20 protein-coding genes are annotated in these 26718 nt (G+C 67.6%); 11 read left to right on the top strand and 9 right to left on the bottom strand.

Features of this window, described 5'->3' with window-relative positions; all coding sequences use genetic code 11:
• Nucleotides 1-3: 3 nt before the first annotated feature.
• The 6 genes from AC56DV_RS32695 to AC56DV_RS32670 form a co-directional block, all read right to left on the bottom strand.
• Nucleotides 4-909, bottom strand: a complete 906-nt coding sequence (locus AC56DV_RS32695; RefSeq protein WP_496318365.1) for a helix-turn-helix domain-containing protein — start codon at nucleotides 907-909, stop codon at nucleotides 4-6.
• A 99-nt stretch (nucleotides 910-1008) separates the two neighbouring features.
• Nucleotides 1009-1647, bottom strand: a complete 639-nt coding sequence (locus tag AC56DV_RS32690; RefSeq protein ID WP_496318364.1) for an Isoquinoline 1-oxidoreductase subunit — start codon at nucleotides 1645-1647, stop codon at nucleotides 1009-1011.
• Nucleotides 1644-3818, bottom strand: coding sequence for a xanthine dehydrogenase family protein molybdopterin-binding subunit (locus AC56DV_RS32685; protein WP_496318363.1), 2175 nt, complete (start codon nucleotides 3816-3818; stop codon nucleotides 1644-1646). Before AC56DV_RS32685 ends, AC56DV_RS32690 begins: the two co-directional genes overlap by 4 nt.
• Nucleotides 3815-4300: a (2Fe-2S)-binding protein gene (locus AC56DV_RS32680; RefSeq protein WP_496318362.1), complete on the bottom strand. Its 486-nt coding sequence runs from the start codon at nucleotides 4298-4300 to the stop codon at nucleotides 3815-3817. The genes AC56DV_RS32685 and AC56DV_RS32680 overlap by 4 nt, the downstream gene beginning before the upstream one ends.
• A gap of 158 nt (nucleotides 4301-4458) precedes the next feature.
• On the bottom strand, nucleotides 4459-5658 hold the full coding sequence (locus AC56DV_RS32675; RefSeq protein WP_496318361.1) for an ABC transporter substrate-binding protein: 1200 nt from the start codon (nucleotides 5656-5658) through the stop codon (nucleotides 4459-4461).
• A 32-nt stretch (nucleotides 5659-5690) separates the two neighbouring features.
• Nucleotides 5691-7274: an FAD-dependent oxidoreductase gene (locus AC56DV_RS32670; RefSeq protein ID WP_496318360.1), complete on the bottom strand. Its 1584-nt coding sequence runs from the start codon at nucleotides 7272-7274 to the stop codon at nucleotides 5691-5693.
• 188 nt (nucleotides 7275-7462) lie between these two features.
• On the opposite strand from AC56DV_RS32670, the gene AC56DV_RS32665 reads away from it, so the two are divergent.
• The 8 genes from AC56DV_RS32665 (at nucleotide 7463) to lnt (ending at nucleotide 16591) form a co-directional block, all read left to right on the top strand.
• A complete protein-coding gene (locus AC56DV_RS32665) occupies nucleotides 7463-7810 on the top strand; it encodes a hypothetical protein (RefSeq protein ID WP_496318359.1) in 348 nt (115 codons plus the stop codon).
• 114 nt (nucleotides 7811-7924) lie between these two features.
• Nucleotides 7925-8380: a cache domain-containing protein gene (locus tag AC56DV_RS32660; protein ID WP_496318358.1), complete on the top strand. Its 456-nt coding sequence runs from the start codon at nucleotides 7925-7927 to the stop codon at nucleotides 8378-8380.
• Nucleotides 8381-8467: 87 nt separating this feature from the next.
• On the top strand, nucleotides 8468-8977 hold the full coding sequence (locus tag AC56DV_RS32655) for a coiled-coil domain-containing protein (RefSeq protein ID WP_496318357.1): 510 nt from the start codon (nucleotides 8468-8470) through the stop codon (nucleotides 8975-8977).
• A gap of 78 nt (nucleotides 8978-9055) precedes the next feature.
• A complete protein-coding gene (locus AC56DV_RS32650; RefSeq protein ID WP_496318356.1) occupies nucleotides 9056-9826 on the top strand; it encodes a ThuA domain-containing protein in 771 nt (256 codons plus the stop codon).
• Nucleotides 9827-9981: 155 nt separating this feature from the next.
• Complete coding sequence (locus tag AC56DV_RS32645; protein WP_496318355.1) at nucleotides 9982-12177, top strand: putative bifunctional diguanylate cyclase/phosphodiesterase; 2196 nt, start codon at nucleotides 9982-9984, stop codon at nucleotides 12175-12177.
• A gap of 211 nt (nucleotides 12178-12388) precedes the next feature.
• Nucleotides 12389-13465 (top strand): SGNH/GDSL hydrolase family protein, encoded by a 1077-nt coding sequence (locus tag AC56DV_RS32640; protein ID WP_496318354.1) that lies wholly within the window; start codon nucleotides 12389-12391, stop codon nucleotides 13463-13465.
• Nucleotides 13466-13473: 8 nt separating this feature from the next.
• Nucleotides 13474-14082 (top strand): hypothetical protein, encoded by a 609-nt coding sequence (locus AC56DV_RS32635; RefSeq protein ID WP_496318353.1) that lies wholly within the window; start codon nucleotides 13474-13476, stop codon nucleotides 14080-14082.
• 40 nt (nucleotides 14083-14122) lie between these two features.
• Complete coding sequence (gene lnt / locus AC56DV_RS32630) at nucleotides 14123-16591, top strand: apolipoprotein N-acyltransferase (RefSeq protein ID WP_496318352.1); 2469 nt, start codon at nucleotides 14123-14125, stop codon at nucleotides 16589-16591.
• 12 nt (nucleotides 16592-16603) lie between these two features.
• On the opposite strand, the gene AC56DV_RS32625 is transcribed toward lnt, so the two are convergent.
• Entirely contained in the window at nucleotides 16604-17200 is a 597-nt protein-coding gene (locus AC56DV_RS32625) for an NF038129 family PEP-CTERM protein (RefSeq protein ID WP_496318351.1), read from the bottom strand.
• Nucleotides 17201-17221: 21 nt separating this feature from the next.
• Nucleotides 17222-20239 (bottom strand): putative Ig domain-containing protein, encoded by a 3018-nt coding sequence (locus AC56DV_RS32620; protein WP_496318350.1) that lies wholly within the window; start codon nucleotides 20237-20239, stop codon nucleotides 17222-17224.
• Nucleotides 20240-20584: 345 nt separating this feature from the next.
• Between AC56DV_RS32620 and AC56DV_RS32615 the strand changes: the two genes are divergently transcribed.
• The gene (locus AC56DV_RS32615; protein WP_496318349.1) at nucleotides 20585-23542 is read left to right on the top strand and encodes a diguanylate cyclase; all 2958 of its coding nucleotides are present in this window, start codon (nucleotides 20585-20587) and stop codon (nucleotides 23540-23542) included.
• A gap of 5 nt (nucleotides 23543-23547) precedes the next feature.
• Here AC56DV_RS32615 and AC56DV_RS32610 read toward each other — a convergent pair whose 3' ends face one another.
• A complete protein-coding gene (locus tag AC56DV_RS32610) occupies nucleotides 23548-23766 on the bottom strand; it encodes a hypothetical protein (protein WP_496318348.1) in 219 nt (72 codons plus the stop codon).
• Nucleotides 23767-23974: 208 nt separating this feature from the next.
• On the opposite strand from AC56DV_RS32610, the gene AC56DV_RS32605 reads away from it, so the two are divergent.
• The gene (locus AC56DV_RS32605) at nucleotides 23975-24865 is read left to right on the top strand and encodes a LysR substrate-binding domain-containing protein (RefSeq protein ID WP_496318347.1); all 891 of its coding nucleotides are present in this window, start codon (nucleotides 23975-23977) and stop codon (nucleotides 24863-24865) included.
• Nucleotides 24866-24972: 107 nt separating this feature from the next.
• Nucleotides 24973-26715, top strand: coding sequence for a cation:proton antiporter domain-containing protein (locus tag AC56DV_RS32600; RefSeq protein WP_496318346.1), 1743 nt, complete (start codon nucleotides 24973-24975; stop codon nucleotides 26713-26715).
• Nucleotides 26716-26718: the final 3 nt, after the last annotated feature.

Raw genomic sequence — 26718 nt, 5'->3', positions numbered from 1 at the left:
CCATCAGCCGTAGCGTTTCACGCCGATGGCGCGGACGTAGGAAGAGGGCGTCAGGCCGCTGTAGCGGCGAAAGCGCTTGCTGAAGTAGCTCTGGTCCTCATAGCCGACCAGCGAACCGATCTGCCCCATGGGCAGGCCGCTGCTGCGTATAAGCTGCTGGGCGCGCTGCATGCGCGCGTGCTCGAGGTAGGCCATGGCGGTCATGCCGGCGCATTCACGGAACATGCGGGCGAAATGGAACTTGCTGACGTTGGCGATGCCGGCCAGGGTTTGCAGGTCGATCTGCTCGTGCAGATTGGCGGCGATGTAATCCTGCACCCGCTGCAAAGTGCGGGGATGCATCCTGGCGTGCAGCCGCTCGGGGCGCAAGGCCTGGCTGTTCAAGCGGTGCACCAGGTGGCACGCCAGCGCATTCGACAGCGCTTGCGTGATGTAAGCCTGGCTGGGATGCTCCGGGTTGCGCAGTTCGTTCAGCAGCAGCAGCCCGAGCCGCTCGATGAACTGGTCGCGCAGGCTGAAGACGTTCTGCAGCTCGACCCGGCCCGGCTCGTCCTTGCTGACGGCTGCCGCCGCGCCGGCCAGCAACTGCGGCGGCATGCGCAGCACCAGGATGGCGCCCGGCCGGTCCCACATCCAGCGCGACTCCATGCCGCGCGGGTGAATTGAGATATTGCCGGAGCTGATGTTGGCAACGTGGGTTTTGCCGTCGCGGATCTGCGTCAGGCGCACGTTGCCGGAAGTGCGCATGGCCAGCACGTCGTGATCGAGCTCCGGGGAGCGGGCTTCGCCGCCGTCCTGCCAGTCATGCCAGTTGACGGTCATTCCGCTCCACAGCCGGCCTTCGCTGGTAGCGTCCGGCGGCGCAAGGCGTGACTGCAGGCCCTGCGCAGTAGCAATAGCGCGCAACATAGCGCATCTCCCCTAAAACTTAACCGCGAGTCGGTATGCCAAGCAAAACAATACCACCAATTCGGCTGGCGCGGAATATGCGGCGGGGCTGCGGCGCGCTCAGGGCGGGCACTCGGCGCCGCTGTCTATCCACGCGCCGATCAGTTTGCCGAATGCGTCCTGCGTGCCTGGCGCCGGCGTGCGCCCCTCTCCCGGGCGCCAGGCCCAGCCCACCAGCGTGTCCTTGCCCATATGGTCGCGGATCTGCTGAAGGTTGCGCCCGCCGTTGCGGGTGGTGTCCTTCAGTTGCTGGCAGATCTCTCCCAGCGTCTTGCCTTGCCAGGCCATGGAGGACGGGGCCAGCATCCAGTGCGCGTGGCCGGGGATGGAGCGGAACCCGGCGCCCGGCGTGCTGACGTTCTTGGCCTGGTGGCAGGAAACGCAGAACAGGCCCGGCTGGCCCATGCCCGCCATGCCGGCGTTGATCGGCGGCGAATGCGGGTGCAGGTCGTCCCCTTGGGTGGGCGAGCGCATCCCGGGGTGGCAGTTCAGGCAGCGCGGGTGGTTGATGACCTTGCCTGCCTCCACGAACAGTGCCGCGGCGCGCTCCTTGCGGTCCTTGATGCCGTTGAAGGCAGCCGCCGGTTTCAGCTTGCCGGCGGCGGGGGAAGCCTGCGGCGCGGATGCGGGAGCGGCGTGGCTCCATGCCGTGACTGTCGCGGCCAACACGAAAGCCTGGTAAAGCGTGCGGAGCGTCATGATTTCACCTTGAAGTCGGCCGGATCGAGGGGCAGGGAATAGCTGCGCACGCCGGTGGCGGCGAACACCGCGTTGGCGACTGCGGCAATGGCCCCTGACGTGCCGGGCTCTCCCACGCCGCCGGGCGCCTCCACGCTGTCGACCAGGTGCACGTCGACCTGCGGCGCCTCGTTCATGCGTAGCAGCCGGTAGCCGTCGAAGTTGGCTTGCTGGACGCGGCCGTTCGCCACCGTGATGCGTTCATGCAGCGCGGCGGAAACGCCGAACATGATGCCGCCCTCGATCTGCGCGCGCACGGTATCCGGATTGACAGCGATGCCTGTATCGACCGCGCAGGTGACGCGCTCGACCCGGATTTCGCCGCTATCGAGCACGCGTACCCGGGCCACCAGCGCCAGGAAGCTGCCGAAGCTGTTCAGCACGGCCACGCCGAGCCCAGTGCGCGGCGGCAGCGGCGCGCCCCATGCGGCCTTCTCGACTGCCACATCGAGCACATGCCGCAGGCGTTCCGGCGCCTTGCCCATCAGGGCGCGCCGGTAGGCCACCGGGTCACGGCCGGCGCGGGCGGCCAGATCGTCCAGCACGCTCTCGACGATAAACACGTTGCGGGTGGGACCGACGCCGCGCCAGTTACCGGTGCGCATGCCGTCGGGCGCCTCGTGGCGCGTGAAGTCGATGTGCATGTTTGGAATGTCGTACGGCCCGCTGGAGTCGTGCACGATGTCGAGATCGACGCCGTCCTTCTGGTACACGGGCAGCCAGCGCGCCATCACGTTGGGACCCACTACCCGGTGGCGCCAACTGAGGGGCTGGCCCGCGCTGTCCAGCGCCACCGTGACCCGGCTGTGGTTGTGCCCACGGTAGCAGTCGTGCTGCAAGTCTTCCGCGCGGCTCCAGGTCACCTTGACCGGGCCTGTCACCTGGCGCGCGATCAGCGTGGCCTGGGTGACGTAGTCGGTTTCCAGGCGCCGGCCGAAGCCGCCGCCCAGCAAATGGTTGTGAACCTTGACCTGTTCCAATGGCAGTCCGGCGGCGTCGGCGGCGGCCTTCTGCGCACGTCCCACCACCTGGCTGCCGCACCAGACGTCGCAGGCGCCGGCACGCACGTGCACGGTGCAGTTTAGCGGCTCGATGGCGGCGTGCGCCAGCGCGGGCAGGCGGAACACGGCCTCATAACGGTTCGCCGCGCCAGCCTCCGCAGCCTGGATGTCGCCCGCGCTGGCGAAAACCAGGCCCGGTGTTTCCAGTGCCGCGTCGGCGCGCGCAATGAGGTCGGCACTGCTGATGGCGGCGTTGGCGCCTTCGTCCCACACGATCTTCAGCGCGTTCAGCCCTTTCATCGCCGCCCAGGAGGAATCGCCGATCACGGCTACCGCGTCAGCCAGGTGGACCACCTGGCGCACCCCTTTGACGCGCCTGGCGGCGGCCGCGTCCACCGAACGCAGCTTGCCGTTGAAGACCGGGCAGGCCGCTACGGCGGCATGGCGCATGCCCGGCAGGACGACGTCGATGCCGAACTTGGCGCTGCCGTTGATTTTGCCCGGGCTGTCGAGCCGTTTCATGGGCGTGCCGATGATCTTGTACTGGCCGGGTTTCTTCAGCGGCGGGTCGGCCGGCACCGGCAGGCGCGCTGCCGTTGCCGCCAGCGCGCCATAGCCCAGCTTGCGTCCGGACGCGCCGTGCACCACTTCGCCGTTCACGGCGGCGCATTCGGCGATGGCGACGTTCCACTGGCTCGCGGCGGCCTGCACCAGCATGATGCGCGCGGCGGCGCCGGCGGCGCGCATGGTCATCCACGTGCCGCGCAGCGAACCGGAGCCGCCCGTGATCTGCCCGCCGAACAGCGGGCTGCCGTAGCGCTTTTCGTCGGGCGGCGCCGGCTGCAGCACCAGGCGGGCAGGATCGACCTCCAGCTCCTCGGCCATGATCATGGCCTGCGAGTTGTAGGCTCCCTGTCCCATCTCGACATAGGGCAGCACCACGGTGACGGTGCCGTCCTGGTCGATGCGCAGGAAGGCGTTGGGGGCCAGTGCGGCTGCGGCACCGGCCGGGGCAGCGGCGATGGCGGCAGCTGTGGAGGAAACGGGGCCGATCAGCAGGCTACCGGCCCCGGTCAGCGAGGCAACCAGCAGGATGCGGCGGCGGTGGTTGATGCCGGTTGCGGTATTCATGCCGTCACCTGCGTGCCGGGGCCGGCCAGCGCGCGCGCGGCCTGCCTGATCGCGGCGCGGATGCGATGATAGGTGCCGCAGCGGCAGAGGTTGCCGGCCATGGCCTCGTCTATGTCCGCATCGGTGGGGGCGGGATTGGACTGCAGCAGCGCGGCGGCCTGCATCAGCTGGCCCGACTGGCAGTAACCGCATTGCACGACCTGCAGCTCCAGCCAGGCGTGCTGCAAGGCGCGGCCCACCGGCGTGGCGTGCAGGCCTTCGATGGTTTGCACCTTGCCGCGCCGGACCACCGATACCGGGGTGACGCAGGCGCGCCGGGCTATGCCATCGACGTGCACGGTGCACGCGCCGCACAACGCTGCGCCGCAGCCGAACTTGGTGCCGGTCAATCCCAGCGTATCGCGCAACACCCACAGTAGCGGAGTATCCGCGTCGGCATCCGCGCGCAAGGCTTTGCCGTTGACATCGAGGGAGTAGCTCATTTTTCTTATTCCTTCGCCAAGTAGTTTTGAGAACCCGGATGCCGGCGCTGCATAGCATCTTGGTAGCAATTATGATTCTTGGCTAAGGTTTCCTCTGGTGCCTGATTGCTCAGTTTTGGTACTTTATTGCGGTGGCGTGGCGTCCGCGGCGCCCGGCGCTACTTCCAGAGCGCGCAGCGGCTCTCGGCCCGGCTTGTGTAGGCCTGCTCGCCGGGGATGGTGTGCCGAAGCTGATAGTAGTCCCACGGGTAGCGCAACTGGTCCGGCCGTTTGACCTGCATCAGGTACATATCGTGCACCATGCGTCCGTCGGGCCGGATCACGCCATGGCTGGTGAACATGTCGCTGATGGTGCTGCCCCTGAGCCGGGCCATGACAAGGTCCGCGTCGTCGCTGCCGGCTGCGGCGACCGCTTTCAGGTATTGCGTGACGGCCGAATAGTCGGCCGCCTGCAGCATGCCGGGCATGCGCTTCATCTTCGCGTAGTAGCGCCTGGCCCACGCCCGGCTCTGCGGACTCTGGTCCCAGTACCAGCCGTCGGTGACGTACATGTCCTGCGCCAGTTTCAAGCCCAGCGCGTGGACGTCGGAAATGAACACCGCCATGCCGGCCAGCGTCATGGATTTGCTGATGCCAAATTCATTGGCGGCCTTGACCAAGTTGATGGTGTCGTTGCCGGCGCTGGCCAGGCCCAGTATCTGCGCATTCGAGGCGCGGGCCTGCAGCAGGAAGGACGAGAAGTCCGAAGCCGACAGGGGAAATTTGACGCTGCCCAGCACGGCGCCGCCAGCCGCCTCGACGATGTGGGCGGTGTCGCGTTGCATCTGGATGCCGTATGCATAGTCGACGGTCAGGAAGAACCAGCTTTTGCCGCCCTGCGCGGCGATCGCGGCGCCCGTGCCGCGGGCCAGCGCGACGGTGTCGAAAGCGTAGTGTATCGTGTAGGGTGAGCATTCCTCGTTGGTCAGGCGGGTGGCGCCGGCTCCTACAGCGAAGAACGGGCGCTTCTTTTCCGCCGCCACCTTGGCCATGGCCAGCGCGGTGCTGGAATTGGTGCCGCCGACCAGCATGTCGACCCCTTCGAGGTCAAACCAGGCGCGCGCCTTGCCGGCCGCCACGTCCGGCTTGTTCAAGTGGTCCGCGACCAGCAGCTCCACTTTCTTCCCCGCCACGAGCGGCCCCGCATCGGCAATCGCCATCCGGATGGCTTCCACGCCACCGGCGCCGTCGATATCGGCATAGACTCCCGACAGGTCGGTAATAAATCCGATGCGGACCGCGTCCGCCGATATCTGCGCCTGCGCCGCGCCGCTGGCGGCGCACAAGGCCAGCGCGGCGAAACAGCGCGTGTACTTCATGAGAAGCTCCCGCTTGTGTCTGATAGAAAATTCTATCTCGTGCGGGTGTCTTGCTCAAATACTTTTTTGCCGTGGCGGCCTCCGCCCGGCGACAGCTCGGCCGCCTTGAGCGGCGTATTGGCCGGCCCATGCAATACCGCGCCGTCGGTGGCGAAGCGGGACGCGTGGCATGGGCAATCCCAGGAACGCTCCACCGAATTCCAGTGCACCTGGCAGCCGAGGTGGGTGCACATCGCCGAGACGGCGTGCAGGCCGCCTTCGTCGTCGCGGTACACCGCCAGCCTGGCCGTGCCGTCCTGCACGATGGCGCCTTGCCCCGCCGCGATCTCATCGGCCGACTCAACCTCCCCGCCTTTGACCCAGTCCGCGTACTGCGACAGGGTGTTGGCCTGTTGCCGGGCGAATTCCGCCAGCCCGTGCGTGGCCTTGCGGGCCGGATCGTACAGCGCGATCCAGGGATTCTCGCGCCGCATCAGCTGGTCGCGGATGATCATGGCGCCGATGGCCGTATGCGTCATGCCGTTGCCGGAGTCGCCGGTGATGACGAAGACGCTGTCGCTGTCGAGCGGATTGCGGCCGAGGAAAGCCATGCCGTCGGCCGGCTCCATCACCTCGCCGGACCACCGGTATTCCACCGATAGCGCCGTGGGGAAATGGGCGCGCATCCATTGCTCCAGCTCGCCGAAACGGTGTTCCGGGTGGACGTCCTGGCCCACCTTGTGGTCGGCGCCGCCGACGATCAGCAGCTCGTGGTGCGGCCGGTGCCAGATGCGGTGCAGGCGGACGTAGTAGTAGGGCTTGCCGGTGTCCCACAGCAGGATGCGGGGCACGCTGCCTTGCGGTACCAGCGCGCCGATCACGTAGGTGCGGTAGCCGGCCTGCTTGGTGTGCATGACAACGCGGTTGTTGAATGGCGTATTGGTCGCGACCACTACGGTATTGGCCTGGATGTGCCCGTGCAGCGTGGTCACGCGTTCGCCGTGGTTGGTTTGCATGATTTGCGAGGCCGGGGTGTGGCCGTAAATGGCGACGCCGCTGCGGGTGAGGCAATCGGCCAGGCCGACCAGGTATTGCACCGGGTGGAACTGCGCCTGGCGCAGATAGCGGACGCAAGGGCCGGTATCGAAGCTGAGCCCCGGCACTTGCTCGCCGAATTCCACGCGCACGCCGGCGCGGCCGGCCGCGTCGAATTCTTGCGACAGGTCTTTGGTGCCGCCGGGCAGATTGTATAAATAGCCGTCCAGGCGTTCAAAGGAGCATTCAATGCCTTCCTGCTCGATGATCTGCTCAACCAGGCCGATGGCTGCCGCGTAGCTGTCGGCAACCAGGCGGGCCTGGGCCGGGCCGAACCGTTCTTCGATGCCGGCGTACCATTCATCGGGTGGGAAGAAGTGCGCCGTGGTGCGGCCGGTTTCGCCGGCGCCCACGCCCAGCGCGTCGATCACGGTGACCTTTTTGCCTTCCTTCATGAGCAGGTAGGCGGTGGTCAAACCGGCAATGCCCGCGCCGATCACGCATACGTCTGTATCGAGGTCGCCGGGCAGCGGTGGAAATGTCAGATCGGAAGCGTCGTCCATCCAGACCGATGACGAGCGTCCATTGGTGGGAAAATTCATGATGGCTCCTTTCATTCTTGGCAGGGCCTACTGGCAGTTTAGTCAAGTTTGAACCGGTTCGTAGGTGCGTTGACACACCTGGCGCCTGAATATTGCAATGGAATGTAATTTTTTTTGAGAAATTAAAAGTGCCGTGCAACAATGAATTCAAGCGGTCGGCCGACCGCTCTTAGCTGAGGAGACTAGCCATGAACGCCAAGGTCAAAGCCGTCTTGCTGATTGCCATTGCGTGCGCTGCCGGCGCGGCGGGAGCCGATGAACCCGGTCCCAATTTTCAGGGATTGATTTCGTTCCGCGACGGGCCGGACCCGGCTGGACGCACGCCGGTATTCTGGGCCACCAACCGCACCTTGCACCATGTCCTGCATCCGAAGATCGCGGTGGCCAGATTCGGATCCAACTGGACCGCCCAGATTACGTGGTGCGGCAACTCGGCCGGCCAGCCCAATCCGGGCGCTTGCAGCGAGATCTACTATAAGTTCGGACGCGGCCGCCAGATCGACGAAAACACGGTCTCGCTGATCCCGGTGCGGTGAAAACCAGTGGGGAAATCACCTGGTCTGCTTGCCGCCGCCCAACGGCGTTGCACTGGTATAGTAGGCTGCCGCCATTGCAGCGGCCTTCGACACTATTGGAGACCAGGTGACACCATGAAAAATACACTCATATCGGTGCTGTTCGCAGCAAGCGCCCTGTCCGCCGTTCCGGCGCTTGCCGCCGACCCTGCCGCCGCAGCCGTGGCGATGGTGGACAAGGGGACGGCCTACCTGCAAAAGAACGGCAAGGATGCGCTGATCAAGGAAGTCAACGACAAGAACCCCGAGTTCGTCAACGACACTACCTATCTGACCGTGCGCGCGCTCGATGGCACGCAGCTGGCGCACCCGACCAATCCCAAATTGGTCGGCAAGAATATGGTGGTGCTGCCCGACGCGGACGGCAAACTGTTCCGCAAGGACATCATCGACCAGGCCAAATCCAAGGGCAAAGGCTGGGTGGACTACCGCTACAACAATCCGGCCAACGGCCAGATCGAGAAGAAGTCGACCTACTTCGTCAAGCAGGGCGACGTGATCCTGGAAGCCGGCATCTACAAAGGGAAGTAGGCGACGGATGAAGCGTCTTTGCGCGCGCGCAAGGACGCTGGCTCGAAATCGAATCATCCTGACGGGATGAATCGACAGGAGCGGGAAATGACCGAACCAGTGCCGCTTGACAGGCCCACGGCTTCCGACCACCATGAACACGAGGTGCGCATCGCTCGGTTGGAGGTCGCCGTGGAGAATCTCGCCAGTACCGTCAAATCGCTTCAAGAGCATATGGACGAGGGGTTTAAATCCCTGACCGCGCTCATCCATGATGTGGAGAAAAGGCTGCGCGCCGAAATGCTGCAACTGGCTGCAGCTCAACAGGCGGCCCTCGAGGCCTTGCGAACGGAACTGCGAACCGAGTTCCGCGCCGAAATCCAGCGCCTCGATAGCAGGATTGACCGTCTCGCTGACAAAGTCGCCTATCTCGCTGATAAAGTCGACCGTCTCGAGGACAAAATCGAGCGCCTCGACGATAAAATCGAGCGCCTCGACGACAAAATCGAGCGTCTCAACGGCCGGATCGACCTCATGAACCGCTGGGCGATCGGCCTTTTCATCACCTATCTGTTTGGCACGGTGAGCCTGCTGGCGCGGCCGTATCTCGGCATCTGAAGCGCTGCATTTGAAGCGTTGACAAAGTAGCGGTCCTCCGTTACGTTGAGGAATTCTCAACCTCCCACTCCACGCCTGATGAAGCGACTTCTTGCGGCCGTCCTGGCCATCGGCAGCATGGCGGCTGGCGCCTGCGCCCATGCCGAACAGTTCAATGTACTGGTGTTTTCCAAAACCGCCGGCTGGCACCACGAATCCATCCATGCCGGCGTCACGGCGGTCCAGGACTTGGGCAAGCTGCACGACTTCAAGGTGTTCTGGACCGAGGACGCGAACCGCGTCTTCAACAACAAGGAACTGGCCAAGTACCAGGCCGTCATGTTCCTGCTGACCACCGGCGACGTGCTGGACGATAAACAGCAGGCCGCCTTCGAGCGCTACATCCAGGCCGGCGGCGGTTACGTCGGCGTGCATAGCGCTGCCGACACCGAGCACGGCTGGCCGTGGTACAACAAGCTGGTGGGCCGCATGTTCCAGATGCACCCGGCCGTGCAGACGGCGGTGCTGAAAGTGGAGGACCGTAATTTCCCCGGCATGGAGCGCTTCGCCGCGCGGTCGCTGGCCACCGAGGAATGGTACGAGTTCGGCCCGCCGCGCACGGACCAGCTGAAGTACCTGCTGACGGTAGACGAAAGCACCTACAAGCCGGAGGCTTCGTGGGGCGACCGGCACAGCAAGGGCATGGGCGGTTTTCACCCGGTCAGCTGGTACCAGCAATACGACCAGGGGCGCTCGTTCTACACCGCGCTCGGTCATCTGCCGGCCACCTATGGCGACCCGGTTTTCCTGCACCACCTGTACGGCGGCATTTACTGGGCAGCCACCGGCCGCGGCTTCAAGGCCGAGTAGCTGAGCAGCTTGGCACGGATTCTGCATCCCGGGAGTATGCAAGAGGCAAAACGCACTGCTTTCCCACGCCGGCGCTTCAGTGTGGTGCGGGAACTCCTCGCTTCGGTGCGGGGGAGCGCAGCTGCGGCGATGCCGCAACTCCTTTCAGGGACACTATGGCCAACAATGTTTTACACCTGCGCCCCGCTGCGCCCGCAGATCCGATCGACGAGATAGCCGGACTGGGCCGCTGGTCCATGGTGCGGGCCGGCGCGCACATGAGCCTGTCCACGGTCTCCTTGCGCCTGCTTGGCGCCGACGGCGCGCCGGGCGGGCAGTGGGCCAGGGCGGTGGTGGCGGAAGACTCGGCCGTGCTGGCTGCCGTGCTGTCGGAGATCAGCGAGCACGGCACGGCTGCGGACTGCGAGTTCCGCGTCATCGAGCCGGAACAGGGCATACGCTGGCTGCGCCTGCAGTCGCTGGCGGCGGAGGGCCGGCCCGTGGCGAGCGGCCTGCTGACCGACATCACGGCGGTGAAGCGCGCCGCCATGCGCGAACGCTTCAATTTCGCGCTGACGCGCTACCTGATCGGCACCGACACTTTCGACGAAGCGGTCTACAAGATCATCCACTTGGTGTGCGAGGAACTGGGCTGGGACTGGGGCGCGTTCTGGGCCCGGGAGCACGGCGCCGGCGCCGACACGCTGCGCTGCCGGCACGTCTGGCACACGGCCGACCGCGACTATTCCGCCTTCCGCAGCGCGGCGGCGGCGCTGGCGATCAAGCCGGGCGAGGGCCCGGTGGGCCAGACCTGGCTGACCGGCCAGGCGCAATGGGTGGACGCCGGCGCAGCGCAGGCGGGCATGGCGCGGGTGCATGCTGCGCAGCGCTGCGGCCTGCAATCCGGCTTCTTCTTCCCGGTGACCTATGCCGCCGCCGACGGCAGCCTGAACTGCGCCGGTGTGCTGGAGTTTTTCAGCGTTGCGCCGCGCCAGCGCGAGGCGCAGTTGCCGGGCCTGGCCGAATCGATCAGCGCGCTCATCGCGCAGACCGCCCAGCGCATGGTGCAGCAGGAGCGGGTGAGGGTGCTGGCGCAGACCGACGAGCTGACCGGCCTGTTCAACCGCGCCCACTTCCACGCGTTGCTGGAGGGCGCCTGCGCGGCGGGCGGCCAGTTCGGCCTGCTGTATATCGACCTGGACCAGTTCAAACCCATCAATGACGGCTTCGGGCACGCCGCAGGCAATGAAGTGCTGCGCCAGTTCGCCGCCCGCCTGCAGCAGCTGGCGCCTGCCGCCGCGGTGGTGGCGCGCCTGGGCGGCGATGAATTCGCCCTGATGGCGCCGCCCGGCCTCGGCGAAGCGGCGCTGGACGGGCTGGCCGCCGCCGTGCTGGAGGCGGCGCGCACGCGCTTCAGTTACATGGGCCACGAGCTGTCGGTGTCGGCCAGCATCGGGATCGGCCTGTTTCCGCGCCATGGCCGCGACACCGCGCAGCTGCTGCACGCGGCGGACGCGGCGATGTACGTCAGCAAGCGTAACGGCCGCAACCTGGTCAGCTACTTCCGGCCCGACGGCGACACGCAGCAATGCGCGGTGGCGGCCCAACTGTTGATGCTGTCGGCACTGCAGGACGCGCTGCAGCGCGACGAGTTCTTCCTCGAGTACCAGCCCATCTGCGACGCGCAGGATACGCGGGTGGTGGCGTTGGAGGCGCTGATACGGTGGCGCAAGGCCGACGGCAGCGTGGTGCCGCCGGACCAGTTCATCCCGCTGGCCGAGCAAAGCCGGCTGATCGTGCTGATCGGGCGCTGGGTCGTCGAGCAGGTGTGCCGCGACTTGCCGCTGCTGCGCGCCGGCCTGCCCGGCGTGCGGGTGCACGTCAACATGGCCGCGCCGGAGTTCCTCGACAGCGAGCTGCCGCGCGAGCTGATGGCCATCACCTCCGCCGCCGGCACCGATCCCGGCCAGATCTGCCTGGAGCTGACCGAAGGGGTGGTCATGCAGCGCATCGAGAAGGCAGTTCCCATCATGACGGAGCTGGTGCGGCTGGGCTTCGAGATAGGACTGGACGATTTCGGCATGGGCTATTCCTCGCTGTCGCTGCTGAAGGCCTTGCCTGTCAGCTCACTGAAGATCGACCGCTACTTCCTGCAGGGCGTGCCGCACCAGCGCGACGACTGCGCCGTGGTGCGCTCGATTATCGACCTGGGGCGCAATATGAAACTGCGGGTGATCGCCGAAGGCGTGGAGAACGACGCCCACCTGGGCTTCCTGCGGCAGTTCGGCTGCTCCCTGATCCAGGGCTATCTGCCGGGACGGCCGCTGGAACTGGCCCCCCTGCTGGCCAGGTGGCAAGTGCCAAGCTACTGATTATAGAGGCTTTTTTTCGTGAAGTTGCACGCCTACTGTGCTCGCGGCGCGACAGCGCGGCGGGCCTGGCAAGCCATTTTATTGACCCCGGGAGCCAACGCGCGGGTAATGCATTTCGGAATTTGTCATCTGGTTAAGATGAATCGTTTGCCAGCTTCGTCAAGAAGAGCTGCAAAAAACCATCTCGAAGACCATCGACAGGAGACCTTCCATGCATGCTCGCTTTTCCAGTGCCTTGCTCACCGCAGTACTGCTCGCCGTCGGGGCGCCGGCCGCCGCCAGCACCCTGAACCAAAACGTTTCCTGGACCATAGACCGGGCCGGCACCACCAGCAAATACCGCGTGGTGGCCTACGGCGATTCGATCTACGCCGGCTACAACGGCTCCACCACCAGCGCGGCCAAGTACTCGGCGCCGACGGTGGACGCGGAGTACCTGTCCGCGCAGTGGAACGCCGACATTGAAAGCGTGCGCCGCACCAAGTCCGGCGCCATCGCCGAGGACGTGTACAACAACAAGATCGTGGCCGAGCGCTCCTACATGCAGGCCAGCAGCACCCGCGTGGTGACCTTCGAAATGTGCGGCAACGACGGCCTGCAAGCGCGCACCGCCTACAAGAGCCAGACCGGAACCTGCAACGACGCGGTGCTGACGGCGGCGGAGAACAGCTGCAAGACCTATGTGACGGCGGCCATGGACTACATCAACGCCAACGCCTATTCCGGGGTGAAGCTGAAAGTGATCTCCAATCTGCACTACCCGGGCTATGCGGCGGACAATACCCAGAGCTCCTGCAAGGACCCGAACACCGGCGCCACGGTGAAAATGCAGGACAAGTTCCTGCCGTCCCTGGCCCGGATCAACCACATGATGTGCGACGTGGCGCGCCAGAAGGGCTTCATGTGCGCGGATAACTTCGCCCAGTACATGGGCGCGGACCACGACGGCAACGGCGACGGGCAGGTCGACTCCGAAGCGCTGCGCTACGTGGCGGGCGAGAGCCAGTCCAGCTACGTCAACCGCATCACCACGGCGCTGCGCTCCACCATCCGCGACGCCAACACCCACTTCGTGTCCAGCAGCAGCAGCTACGACTACATCCAGTCCGACGACACCCACCCTACCTATAGCGGCAGCACCGTCACCGCCGGCCTGTTCGGCGGCAGCACCGGCAGCGGCGCGCCGCGCTACACGTCCTTCACGGGCGGCAAAAATCCGATCTGGAACCAGTACGGCCACGAGCGCATGGGCTGGGCCGTATCGGTCTTCAACCTGGCCACGCCCTGACGCCAGGCATGCGGCCCAGCTCCGGCTATCTGGCCGCCGCGCTGATGCTCGCCGTGGGCGGCATCAGCCTGGCGTTCTTCCTGTGGCTGTGGTCCGGCGACGACGGCGCCGGGGCCGCGGCCGCCCCGGCTGGCACGGCAACCGTGGCGGCATCGGCGCCCGTCGCGCCGGGTGCGTTACCGGCGCATGCGCAAAAGCCCGATCCGCGCCTGCCCGAGGGCGATGCCGACCCGACGCGCGACCTGAAAAGCTACGTGGTGCGCGGCGAGAACCCGAGCATGGGCGAGGTGATCAAACGCCTGCACGAGCGCGGCGTGCATACCGGCCTTGGGGCCTTTTCGCCGCCCGGCACCAGCCCGCCGCTGGTCGGGCTGGCGGTGCCGGAGGACTTCGAGCTGCCGGAAGGCTACGTGCGCCACCACCAGGCCACCGACGACGGCCAGCGCATCGAAGCCATCCTGATGTTTGCGCCCGGCCACCAGCTCTACGACGCCGCCAAACAGCCGATAGCCATGCCCAAAGACCGCGTGGTGCCGCCGGAACTGGCGCCCCCAGGGCTGCCGGTGCGGCGCATCACCATTCCACCACCATCCGATCCGGCCGCATTGGGCCGCTGAACACATGAAGCAATCCTCATCTCCTTACTCCAGGCGGCACGTGGCCGCATGCATACTGGCCAGTGCGGCCCTGTCGGCCCTGTACGTCCGTGGCGGCGCCGGCTGGGTGCTGGGCTTCGTGTTCCTGGCGCCCTGGCTGCGCGCACTGGACGCCGGCCGCACGCTGGCCGGCACGCTGCTGAGCGCCTATGCCATGTCGGTGGCCTACACGGCGGCCGGCTTTGCCTGGTTCGGCGCCGCGCTCGGCCAGTACGCAGGCGTAGGCGAGGGCGCCGGCCTGGCCGTGCTGCTGCTGGCCGCACCGCTGTTCCAGCCGCAGTTCTTCGCCTTCGCCCTGGTGCGCCGCGCGGCGGCACAGCGCCACGGCCCGGTGCTGACCGCGCTGGCGGCGGCCGCTGCCTGGGTGGCGGCGGAACGGCTGTTGCCCCGCTTGTTGGGCGACACGCTGGGCTACGGTCTGTATCCCTCGCCGCTGCTGCGCCAGGCGGCCGACGTGGGCGGCGCGGCGGGTCTGACGGTGCTGCTGTTGCTGGCCAACGAAGGCGTGGCGGCGGCGTTCGACCGCCGTGCGCATGGCTGGCGGGCGGCCGCCACGCCGCTGGCGCTGGCCGCGCTGGCGCCGCTGCTGCTGGCCGGCTATGGCCTGGCTGTGCTGTCCGGTCCTGCCGAACCGGCCGGCAAGCCGCTGCGCATGGGACTGATCCAGGCGAACCTGGCCGACTACGAGGGCCAGCGCGAACGGAAGGGCGCCTACGCGGTGGTGCGCGAGGTGCTCGATACCCATTTCGCCATGAGTTACGACGCCGTGGTGCGGCAGCGCGCGGACGCCGTGCTGTGGTCGGAGACGGCCTATCCCACCACCTTCGGCCAGCCCAAGAGCGAGGCCGGGGCGGAGTTCGACCGCGAGATCCTGGCAAACGTGAACGCCGCCGGGGTGCCGTTCGTGTTCGGCACCTATGAGCGCGACAGCGCCGGCGAGTACAACGCGGCCGCCTTCGTTCAGCCGGGCGCAGGCTTGCTGGGCTTCTACCGCAAGACGCGGCTGTTCCCGCTCACCGAATATGTTCCGGCCTGGCTGGACGGGCCGGCGCTGCGGCGCCAGTTGCCGTGGACCGGCGCCTGGCAGCCCGGCAGCGGTGCGCGCGTGTTTCCGCTGCGGCTGGCCGACGGCCGCGAGGTCCCTGTGCTGCCATTGATTTGCCTGGACGATACCGACGCCGGCCTCGCCGTCAACGGCGCGCGGCTGGGCGCGCAGGCCATCCTCACCATGTCGAACGATTCCTGGTTCAGCGCCAACCCGCAGGGCGCGCAGCTGCACCAAGCGGTGGCGGCGTTCCGCAGCATTGAAACGCGGCTGCCGCAATTCCGCGTCACCACCAGCGGCTACAGCGCGGCAATCGACGCCACCGGCAGCATCCTCGCCGGCACGCGCATGGGCGAGCCCGCACTGCTGATCGCGGACATGCCGCTGCGCCGTCCGGCGCCGACGTTGATGGTGATGTGGGGCGACTGGGTGGGCGCGGCCGCCAGCGTCTTCCTGCTGTTGCTGGCGGCCAGGCTGGCGCTGCGCGCGTGGCTGCCCGCGTGGTTGCCCGATGCTGCGCGCGCGGCGGCGCGGCCCGCCATGGCTTTCCCGGTTCGCGTGGCGCTGCTGCCGCCGGCCGCCCGTTTCGCCGCAGGCCTGCTGCGCGCCGCCGCGCGCCTTGGCCTGCTTGGCATGTGCGTGGCGCTGCTGCTCAACGAAGCGCTGCGGACCAACACGCTGGCGCAAATCCGCCTGTTCGCCATGTTGTTCCTGGTTCCCGAAGCCGTGGCGTGGTGTTTGCTGCGGGCCTTTGCCGCGCAAGTGTCGCTGGGACAGGACGCGTTGGGAAAGGGCACGCTGGTGCTGACGCGGGGAGCGCAGCGCATGGAACTGGCGCTGCGCGACATCAGCGCGGTCGAGCTGTGGCGGCTGCCGATCCCGGGCCCGGGCGCCGCACTGCGGCTGGCGTCCGGCCGGCGCTGGCGCTACGGGCTGGCGCTTGCCAATCCTGCCGGGCTGGCGGCCGCGCTGGCCACCATGTCCATCGTGGCCGGCGCGGGCGGCACAGCGCTTGCGGAACGCCCGCAGGCGGTGCTGGGCGTGTACGTGCAGGCGCGCCTGGCGCTGCGGCGCTGGAAGCTCGACCATCCCTTGAGAAAATTCCTGCTGCTTCCGCTGGCGCTCGCGATTCCCGCTTTCCACCTGCACCAGCATATCGCCTACGGCAGCGCACTGGGCGAGTATCACACGTTCGGATTGAAGGCCTATCTCAGCGCGTTTGCGCTGTGGTGGGCCGCATGGTCCATCGGTGTGGTGCTGTGCGCGTCGTTGCTGCGCGCGGCGATCGAAGCCGCCACCTTGTTGGCGGCACTGCTGCGTCCCAGCCAGACCGTATCGGTCCGGCTCCAGCTGGAACGCGCCGGCCACACGGCGCTGTATGTCGGCTTGCCCGCGTGGCTGCTGTTGAACCTCTACGGAGCGTAGCGTGCGCGAGCCTTAGCGGCGGCCGCGCCGGCGCGCCACCATGGTCAGCGGCAGGCTGGCCAGCAGCATCAGCCACACGGTGGATGGCTCCGGCACGGCCTGCACGGTGCTGAGGGCGCTGTTGTCGGAGAGCGCATAGATGCCGCCCGGCGCGGCGCCTGGCTGGATCGACACCGTGCCCAGGTCGCCGTCCGCACCGAGGTAGCTGGTGTCGTTGAACAGTGCCCAGCCGAAGGTGCTGCCGACGTCGCCGGTGCCCATCACGAAGGTGAGGTCGAAGGAGAACATGCCGCCCAGCGTGATGGCCTGCACCAGCTCGCTGCCGCCGTTGGCGTTGCTGAACATCAGCGGGCCGGGCAGGGCGCCGTCCACGGCGCCGGTCACGTCCGCCGGGCCCGCCAGCGCGCCGGACAAGTTGCTCACCGTGGCGCTGGCTTGCGCGGCGTCGGCCAGGCCCATGAAGTACAGGCCCAGGTAGGCCGGGCCGCCGCCCAGCGTGGCCGTGTCGATGCGCACGCTGTAGATCGGGCCCGCCGAAGCGGCGCCCGCGCTGCACAGCAGGAATACGGCCAGCATCAGCCTGGCCAGGAGGTCTTTCAGATTGTTCATGTGTTTTCCTTGGAATTTAGCTTAGTACTTGACGCTGATAAGTTTGCGCACATAGCTGATGGCAGCCTTGGCCGGATTGCTGAAGACGGTGGTCACGATGGCGGTCTGCCCCGGGGCCAGCCCGCTCACCGGCAGCGTGATATAGGGCACGCCGTCCTTCACTCCGGTGGCGTTGTCCAGCGCGACGCCGGCCGTCAGGCCATGCAGGTGCAGGTGCAGCGGGCCGGTGAGCGTGGTCTGCGTGGTGTTGGTGAAGGCCACCGTGCCGGTGTACTTCTGCGTGAAGCGGTTCGGCGCCAGGCCGGACTGCAGCATGCGCACGCTGGCGCTCACGTCCACCGGCGACAGCAGGTCATAGCGGTTGCCGTGGAAGCGGAACTCGCTGTACGACGAGATGCCGGGGTAGGCCGGGTCGGTCGGCGGCCCCGGATGATCGACCCGCACCATGAAGTAGCGGTAGCGCTCGTCCTCCAGGCCGGCGATCACCGGAATGACTTCCATCTCGAAGTTGCGGTTGGCGGTGTCGGTGGTCTCGCGGCTGGTCAGCAGCGTCCAGCTGGAATTGTCGTTCGAGCCGTACACATTGATGCCCTGCGAGCGGTTGCCGAACATGAAGCGGGCCTGGATGCCGAAGGCGTTCACCGATACGCGGTAGTTCTCGCCGAAGTCGATGGTGACCACGTTGCGCAGGTCGCCCGAGGTGCTGTTGTAGTCGCCGTCCACCAGCAGGGCGGCGCGGGCGGCGTCCAGCACGGTGGTGGTCACCATGCTCTTGCTCCAGTCCAGGCTGTTGTCCGAGGCCACGCGCGGGTTCAGCAGCTGCAGCTTGGCCGCCACCGCCTTCACCGCTGTCAGCAGCGCGCCGAATTCGGCGTCCGGCACCGTCATCATGGATGCCTGCAGCGGCGCCAGTTCCGACTGGAACGCGGCCAGCGAGGTGGTGGTGTACACGCTTGCCGGATCATAGCCGCCCATGGCCGAGGCGAAGGCGGCGGCGCGGTCCGGCTGCACGCTCAGCCTGGTGGTCATGGTGCTGATCGAGATGCCGTCCGTGGCGCTGATGACGACGTCGTGCACGCCGGCCTGGGCTGCCGTCGGCGTCCAGCTGAGCGTTCCGTTGCTAGTGTCCAGCGTGGCGCCCGGGGGCAGGCTGATGGCCTGGTAGACCACGCTGTCGCCGGCTTGCGCGTCGGTGGCGGTGTAGGCGGCCTGGTAGGGCACGCCCTGCACGATCAGCTCGGTGGCCGGGAAGGCCGGCATGGCGAAGCGCGGAGGCGTGAGCTGGGTGGGCGCGGCCATGTTGACGAAGTCCACATCCACCGTGGCGCCCTCGGCGCCGGTGAACTTGAAGTAGATGATGTTGTCGCCGAAGCCGCGCCCGGCGGCGGCGGTCCACGACGAATCCGGGACGATGTAGCGCCACTGGCCGCCGGTGTCCGGCACCGTCATTTCGCTCCACGGGGCGGCGCCGGCGTTGCCGCTGGCGGCCAGCTTGGTGACGGCGTTGGTGCGCACCATCAGGCCCACCGGCGCGTACTTGGCGCGGTCGGCGTAGCGCACGTCGTGGAACACCACGGTTGCGCCGGCCGGCGTGACCTTGGCGTGGCCGTAGGTGCGTTCGGCTTCGGTTTCCGTGGTCCACTCGCCGTCCAGGAAGACCGCCTTGCGCTCGGTCTCCAGCATGCCGGTGTTGACCGGCAGCGCCACGCCGGTCAGCGGCACCGGCAGCGACAAGAAGGCTTCGGCGCCCATGTCCTTGTTGGCCGGCGAGGCCTGGCCCCAGGCGGTGACCGGGCCGTCCGCATGGGCGGCGGCCGTGGCCAGGAAGGGCGCCACGGCGTCCACGTCCACGCCCTGTTCGTATTTATAGACGTTGTACAGCTCGGGGATGCCGCCCACCTCGTACAGGCGGCCGCGGTAGGCGCCCGACATATACGAGGTGCCGCCGCTGGTGTCGGCCCACGGCGCGTTATAGCCCAGCATGAACTGGGCGTAGGCGTTGGCGCCCATCAGCACGCGGTTGCCGCCGAACTTGTACACGTTGACCGCGTCGCTGGCGGTGGACGGCACGCCGGTGAACGGGTCCACCAGCGTGCCCTGGGCGGTGACCATGCGCAGCAGGCCGGTCAGGTTGTCCACGTTGTCGCCGCCGTGGGCCTGGTCGCGCTGCATTTCCTGGATCTGGTAGAAGGGATAGCCGACCTTGTTGAGTGGATTGCCGGTGTCGATCAGCGGGATCAGCGGCAGGATGGCGCCGTTGATGTCCTGGCGGGTGGAGCTGGCGTTCACGGTCATCCATTCCACGGTCTCGTCGTAGCGCGCCCGGTTGTCGGTGAAGATGGCGCCGGCCATGCGGCCCACCAGCGAGTACACGTGCTGGTTCATGAAGCGCTCCTTGCTGGCGAAGAAGGTGCGCTCCATCGGGTCGATCAGGTTGTCCTTCAGCTTCTGGGTGTCGGTGTCGGTCCAGGCCAGCGGGTAGGCGGTGTAGGCCGGATCGCCCGGCGTGTAGCGCATGATCTCGGCGGCGGCCAGCATGCGGAACAGCGGCACGCCGGTGTGGATGTGCGCGTCCGGGTAGTAGGCGTAGCCGGCCGGGTTCATATTGCTCCAGGTGCGCAGGATGCGCATGGCGTTGCGGCGGTACTCGTTGCGGCCGGTCATGTAGTACAGGATGGCCTGGGTCAGCGCGCCCTGGGAATCGTTGATGATGCGGGTCTGCGCGGTGCTGCCGTTGAAGTTGGGCGTGTTGGGCGTGTCCACCTTGGTGGCGTCGCGGTTGGTGGGCAGCAGGTTGATGTTGGCGTAGTTGCAGCACACCGTGGCCAGGGTGTTGTAGTAAGTCTTGTACGGCTCAACGTCGGCCCGCGTCTGCACGCGCGCGTATTCCAGCTGCTCCAGCGTGAAGCCCAGGGCAGGGTGCCTGATGCCGGCCGCGCTGACCACAGGCTGGGCCGCCGGCGTGGCCACGTAGGTGAGCGCCTGGGCGGGCGTGCCTGCCAGGACCAGCAGCGCGGATGCAACTGATAGCGCTACCATCTTGAGTTTGCCGCGGCTCGGGGAGGTTGCCCGTTGCCGCTCCGAATTGGATTGCTTGTGCATAATTTTTCCTTATAGTTGTGAAATCACGCTGCTTAGAACATCCAGCACGTATCGGGCACAGGTGTCTCCTCCTGAGTTGTGTTATCGATACCAGTGCAAATATAGCACGACATTTCCGCCATGGCGCACACTTCTGTTATCGATATCTTATGGTGTGGTATCTGGCGCGCTATAAGGAGGTGATGCGGGAGCGATGGCGGGGAAATTTGTCTTGGCAAAGGCGATGCTGCGCCGTAAGCTTGTCGTACGACAATATCGCAACCCAAACGTAGAGATCGAGCTTTGCTGGGACGACTGACATTTATCAGGGCGCGCAATCGGGCGGCCGGGCTGTGCCGCGCACTGCGCGGCCTGGGTCCGCTGGCGCTGCTGCTGCCTGCGATGGCGGCGGCACAGCAAATGCCGCTGCGCTACTACGGCCAGCAGGACGGCCTGGCGAATCTGGCGGTCAGCTCGATGGTGCGCGACCGTGCCGGCTACATGTGGGTGGGCACGGAGAACGGCGTATTCCGTTACGACGGGGCAGGTTTTCAGCGCTATGCGCAAGGCGCGGGCCTGGACGATCCCCTGGTCACGGGGCTGCTGCTGGATCACGAAGGCCGCCTGTGGGTGGGAAATTACAACAATCTTTTCCTCAAGGTCGGCGAGCGCCTGCAACCCGTGCTGCGCGACGACGGCCGCAAAATGGGCATCTGGCCGTCGCAGACCCTGGCGGCCGGTCCGGACGGCAGCCGCTACGTCGTCACCGGCCAGCGCGTTTATACGCTGGCGCTGCCCGGCGGCAAGCCGCGGGTGCAGCCGGTATTCTCCGAGCAGCAGATCAAGCGGCATGCCGAACTGGCCGAGATCGCCAGCGTGTATCCCGACAAGGATGGGGCTCTGTGGCTGGGCTGCGGCAAGGCACTGTGCCACAGCGGCGGCGCAGGCGTGACCGTGTGGGGCCCGGAGCAGGGCGTGCCGGCGGATAACTGGCGCGCCATACTGCGCGACCGTGGCGGCCAGCTGTGGGCGCGCGGCGAGCACCGCATCGTCGCCTTGCCGGCGGGCGCCCAGCGCTTTGTCGAGCGCACGCCGCCCGGCGACCGGCTTCACAAGGCCAATCTGCGGCCGATGCTGGCCGAGGATGGCCAGGGCCGCGTGCTGAGCAATGTCGACGACGGCCTGGTGCGGTGGGAGCAGGCGCGCTGGGAACACTTCGGCCCGGCCAACGGCTTGCGCTCGGCGGGCGGCCTGAACGCCATCCAGTTCGACCAGGGCGGCGGCTTGTGGCTGGGCTCGCTCGGCCTGGGGGTGATCAACTGGCCGGGTTACGGCAATTGGGAAAACTGGACCTCCGCGCAGGGCTTGCCGAGCGATGTGGTGCTGTCTTTTGCGCGCGACGCCAAGGGCGTGCTGTATGCGGGAACCCGTTCCGGGCCCGCCAGGTTGCTGCCCGGTTCGCAGCGCTTTATCCCGGCGGCGTCGGCCGAACACGCGGACCAGTGGTCCAGCATGGTGGTGGATGGCGACGGACAAGTCTGGGGCGGCTCGTATTCCGGTTCCCTGCGGCGCTTGACCGGCGATGGCGGCGCCGTTGTGCACGCGAGCCGGCTGCCGGCGGTCCACCGGCTGCTGATCGATGGCCGGCAGCGCCTGTGGGTGACCACAGCCGACGGCATTGCCGTGGCCGACCTGGCCGGCAGCGCACGGCAGCTCCGGCCGCCCGAAGGGCTGGTGCAGCCCACCGGCGCGAATGCGGAGAGTTATGGCGCTGCATGCCAGGTGCCGGACGGCGCCGTCTGGTTCCTGGGCGTGCATCAATTGCTGCGCCTGGAGGCGGATGGCAAGGGCTGGAGCCGCCATTCCGCGCCCAAGCCGGGGGGCGGCGCGGCCGGCGGCGTCGATTTGTACGGCATGAGCTGCTCCGGCGACGGCTCGCTTTGGTTGAGCGATATGTCGAGCAGGATATGGCGCGCCGTGCCGGGCAAGCAAGGTTTGCAGTTTCAGACCGTCGACAGCAGCCTGCTGGGCGGCGCCAGCGTAGTCGGCCTGCATGAGGACCGGCGCGGCTGGCTCTGGGTCGGCACGGACGCCGGCATCGCGATCTGGAACCGCGCGCAGTGGCGCTTTTTCAACCAGAACGATGGCCTGGTCTGGAACGACGCCAATGGCAGCGCATTCTACGAGGACGTGGACGGCTCGATGTGGATCGCCACCAGCAACGGGGCCTCCCATGTGCGCCGCCCGGAGCTGCTGTTCGCGCCGCATCAACTGGCGGTGCGCGTCGAGGCTGCGCGCCGCGACGGCCAGCCGCTGGCGCTGGACCAGCCATGGAAGCTGTCCTGGTCCAGCGCGCCGCTGGACCTGAAGCTGAGCAGCCCGTACTACCAGAACCGCAGCATGCTGCGGTTCCACTACCGCATGGCCGGACTGGAGAACGGCTGGGCGGAATCGGCCGTGCCGCAACTGCGCTACGCCGCCCTGCCGCCCGGCGAATACCAGTTCGAGTACTACGCCACCAACGCCTACAGCCAAAGCGTGTCGTCCTTGCACCGGCAGACGGTGACGGTGCTGCCGCCGTGGTGGCGCACCGGGCAGTTCTACCTGCTGTGCGGGCTGTCGGCGGTGCTGCTGCTGGCGGTGCTGTACCGGCTGCGGGTGCGCCACCTGCTGCTGCGCCAGTTGCACACCGAGCAGCTGGTGCGCGAGCGCACGCGGGAACTGGAGCTGTCGCGCGAGCAGCTGCGCCAGCGCGCGCTGAAGGACAGCCTGACCGGCGCCTGGAACCGCGGCGCGATCATGGAGATCGTCGAGCGCGCGCTGGAGCAGGCGCTGGCCCAGCAGCGGCCGTTGTTGCTGATCCTGCTGGACCTGGACCACTTCAAGCGCGTCAACGACACCCACGGCCACGCAGCCGGCGACGCCGTGCTGCGCGAAGCGGTGGTGCGCCTGAGCGCGGCCGTGCGGCAAAGCGACGCGGTGGGCCGCTACGGCGGCGAGGAATTCCTGGTGCTGCTGCCGGGGCTGGACGAGGCCAGCGGCCATGCGCGCGTCGAGCAGCTGCGCAACGCGCTGCGCTGCGAACCGATCGACATCGGCGGCCAGGCAAGCATTAGAGTGACCGGCAGCTTTGGCGTGATCGCGTTTGAACCGCGCCGTCCGCTGCCTGCGGCCGAGCTGATCGCGCTGGCCGACCAGGCCCTGTACCGCTGCAAGGAAAATGGCCGCGACCGCATCGAGTATGCGCCGGCCGCCGCGTGACGGGGCTAGGCGGGGCGCGGCGCGCGGGCCAGGGCGATGCAGCGCTTGGCCATGATCAGCGTGGGATCGACCAAGTCGGCCAGCATGGCCCGGCCGTCCGTGCCGGTTCCCGCATCGAAGCCGCGCTGCTGGCCCAGCAGCATGGGCAGCTCGGTGCAGCCCAGTATCATGACGGTGGCGCCGCGCGCGGCCAGGTGGGCGATGGCCGCGCGCAGGTCGTCCACTCAGGCGCCCGAGGTGTGGCCCGCCTTGACGCCCCGTTCGCCGTAGATGGCCGCCATCACGCGCGCCTGCCAGGCCGGTTCCGGCGTCAGCAGCTCAAACGGCGCACGCCGCGCCGCCTCTTTTCTGCCTCCCGCATGGGGCGCCGGCCGCGCTCCGTGATGACAATTGGGACTGGCCTCACGCCGGTCCGGAATAGCCGAGGCCTGCATGGACACCCGTTGGATAGAAGACTTCCAGAGTCTGGCGCAGACGCGCAGTTTTTCGCGTTCCGCCGATGAGCGCGGCGTGACGCAATCGGCATTGAGCAAGCGCATCCGGGCGCTGGAGCAGTGGGTGGGCGCCGACCTGATCGACCGGTGCGGTTTTCCCATGGCGCTGACGCCGGCCGGCGCGGTCTTCAACAACGCCGCCGCGTCGGCGATGAAAACCCTGAACGACGCCCGCGCGGTGCTCAGCAAGCAAAGCGGGGAGCGCGGCATGCTGCGCATCGCGGCCGGCCACACGCTGGCGCACGCCTTCGTGCCGCGCTGGCTGCAGGCGGCGGGCGCAGGGCGGGCGCAGCTGCAGGCCACCGTCAAGGCGGCCAATGTGCACGACTCGGTGCTGGACCTGACCGAAGGGGCGTGCGACCTGCTGGTGTGCTACCACCATCCCGATTTGCCGGTGCTGGTGGACCCGCAGCAGTTCGACAGCCTGGTGGTGGGCGAGGACGTGCTGCTGCCGGCGTCGGCGCCGGGGCGTTCGGGCACCGCCGCCTTTGCCTTGCCGGGCGCGCAGGCGGTGCCCTTGCCGCTGCTGGCCTACGGGCGGGATTCCTATTTCGGCCGCGTGGTCGACTACCTGACCGCGCGCGCCGGTCCGTGCGCGCTGAGCGCGGCCTGCGAGTCGGACATGGCGGAAGTGCTGAAGAGTTTCGCCATCGCCGGCATGGGCGTGGCGTGGCTGCCCCAGAGCAGCATCGCGCAGGAGCTGCAGGCAGGGCGCCTGGTGCCGGGCGGCGGTCCCGCGTGGTCGCTGCGGCTGCAAATACTGGTGGTGCGCAGCAGGGGCAACGGCAACCCGGCGCTGGCGGCGCTGTGGGACGGCTGGGCGCCGTAGTCCGGCTGCAGGCGCACAAAATGCCGCCGGCTTGATCCGGCCCGCTTGTGTCATCGGCGGCGCTCCCCTACACTCCAGACACCTCAACAATTGCCCCACCTTCCTTCATGTCAGCACACCACCTGCGCGAAACCTTACTCTTTCTGGCCCTGGCCGGCATCCTGGTGCCGGTGCTGCAGCGGCTGCGCGTCAACCAGGTGTTGGGCTTCCTGGTGGCCGGTGTGCTGTTCGGCCCGCACGGGCTGGGATACTGGGCCGGCGCGGCGCCCTGGCTGGCGCTGGTGACGTTCCAGGATGTCGAGCGCATCAAGTCGCTGGCCGAACTGGGCATCGTGTTCCTGATGTTCATGATCGGCCTGGAGCTTTCGCCGGCGCGGCTGTGGGCCTTGCGCCGGGACGTGTTCGGCACCGGCGCCGCGCAGGTGGCCATCACCGCTTGCGCAATCGGGCTGCTGGCCTATCTGTTCGGCAATGCGCCGCCGGCCGCCATGGCGATCGGCCTCACGCTGGCCATGTCCAGCACCGCCGTGGCGATGGAACTGATGAGCAAGCAGAACGCATTGAAGACCGTGCTGGGGCAGAAGTGCTTTGCCATCCTGATGCTGCAGGACCTGGCCGTGGTGCCGGCGCTGATCCTGGTCGAGGGACTGGCAGGCAGCGGCAGCCAGGCGCTGGGCTGGACCTTGCTGGCCGCCGTGGCGAAAGCGGCCGTGACCATCGCCTTGCTCTACATGGTGGGGCGGCGCGTGGCCAAGCCGCTGTTTTCATCGGCCGCCGTGCAACGTCAGCCGGACGTGTTCGTCGCGCTGATCCTGCTCCTGACGCTGGGCATCGCCGCCCTGACGGCGGCCAGCGGCCTGTCGCTGGCGCTGGGCGCATTGCTGGCCGGCCTGCTGCTGGCCGACACCGAATTCCAGTACGAGGTGGAGATCATCGTCGAACCGTTCAAGGGCTTGCTGATGGGGCTGTTCTTCCTGGCGGTGGGCATGGAGGTCGACCTGCGGCTGGCGCTGCAGTTCCCGTGGTTGCTGCCGGCCTCGGTGCTGGGCCTGCTGGCCGTGAAGGCGTCGGTGGTGGCGCTGCTGCTGGCGCGCCAGGGCTGGGCCAGCGCGCTGCAGGGCGGGCTGCTGCTGGGGCAGGGCGGCGAGTTCGCCTTCATCATCCTGGCCTACGCCGTCAGCACCAGGCTGCTGACGCCGGAGGCCAGCCAGTTCCTGCTGCTGGTGGTCAGCCTGAGCATGCTGCTGGCGCCGGCCGCCGCCGCCGCGGGCCGCGCGCTGGTGCGGCGCGAGCGGGCCGGGCGGGAAACCGACGCGCCGCCGGACGGCCGGACGCCGGGCGCCGCGCAGCTGAGCGGCCACGTCATCATCGGCGGCTTCGGCCGGGTCGGCCAGCTGCTTGCCGACGTGCTGGCCAAGCAGGGCATCCGCTACCTCGCCGTGGAGCGCGACCGCCGCCTGGTGGACCTGGCCAGGAGGCAGCGGCAGGACGACGCGGTGTTTTCCGGCGACGCCTCGCTGCCCGAGCTGCTGGGGCGGTTGGGCATAGACGATGCCGCGTGCGTGGTGCTGACCATGGACGATCCGCGCGCGGCGCTGCACGCGGTGAGCGCGTTGCGGCGGCATTACCCGGCCCTGTGCCTGCTGGCCAGGGCGCGCGACGAAAAGCATGCGCGCGCCCTGAAACAGGCCGGCGCCACGGAGGTGGTGTCGGAAGCGGTGGAATCCGCGCTGCAGCTGGCCAGTTTCGCGCTGGGCGCGGCCGGCGTGCCGATGGCGGCGGCCGCATTCCAGGTGGCGCAGGAGCGTACCGGCCTGCAGGCCCGGATCGACGACAGGCCCGCTTCCTGACGG

Source organism: Massilia sp. BGA-UO-ETr-WB1 (genome assembly GCF_059567845.1).
Note: the sequence above shows the minus strand (reverse complement) of the source record. Positions and strands in the feature narration are given on the sequence as shown.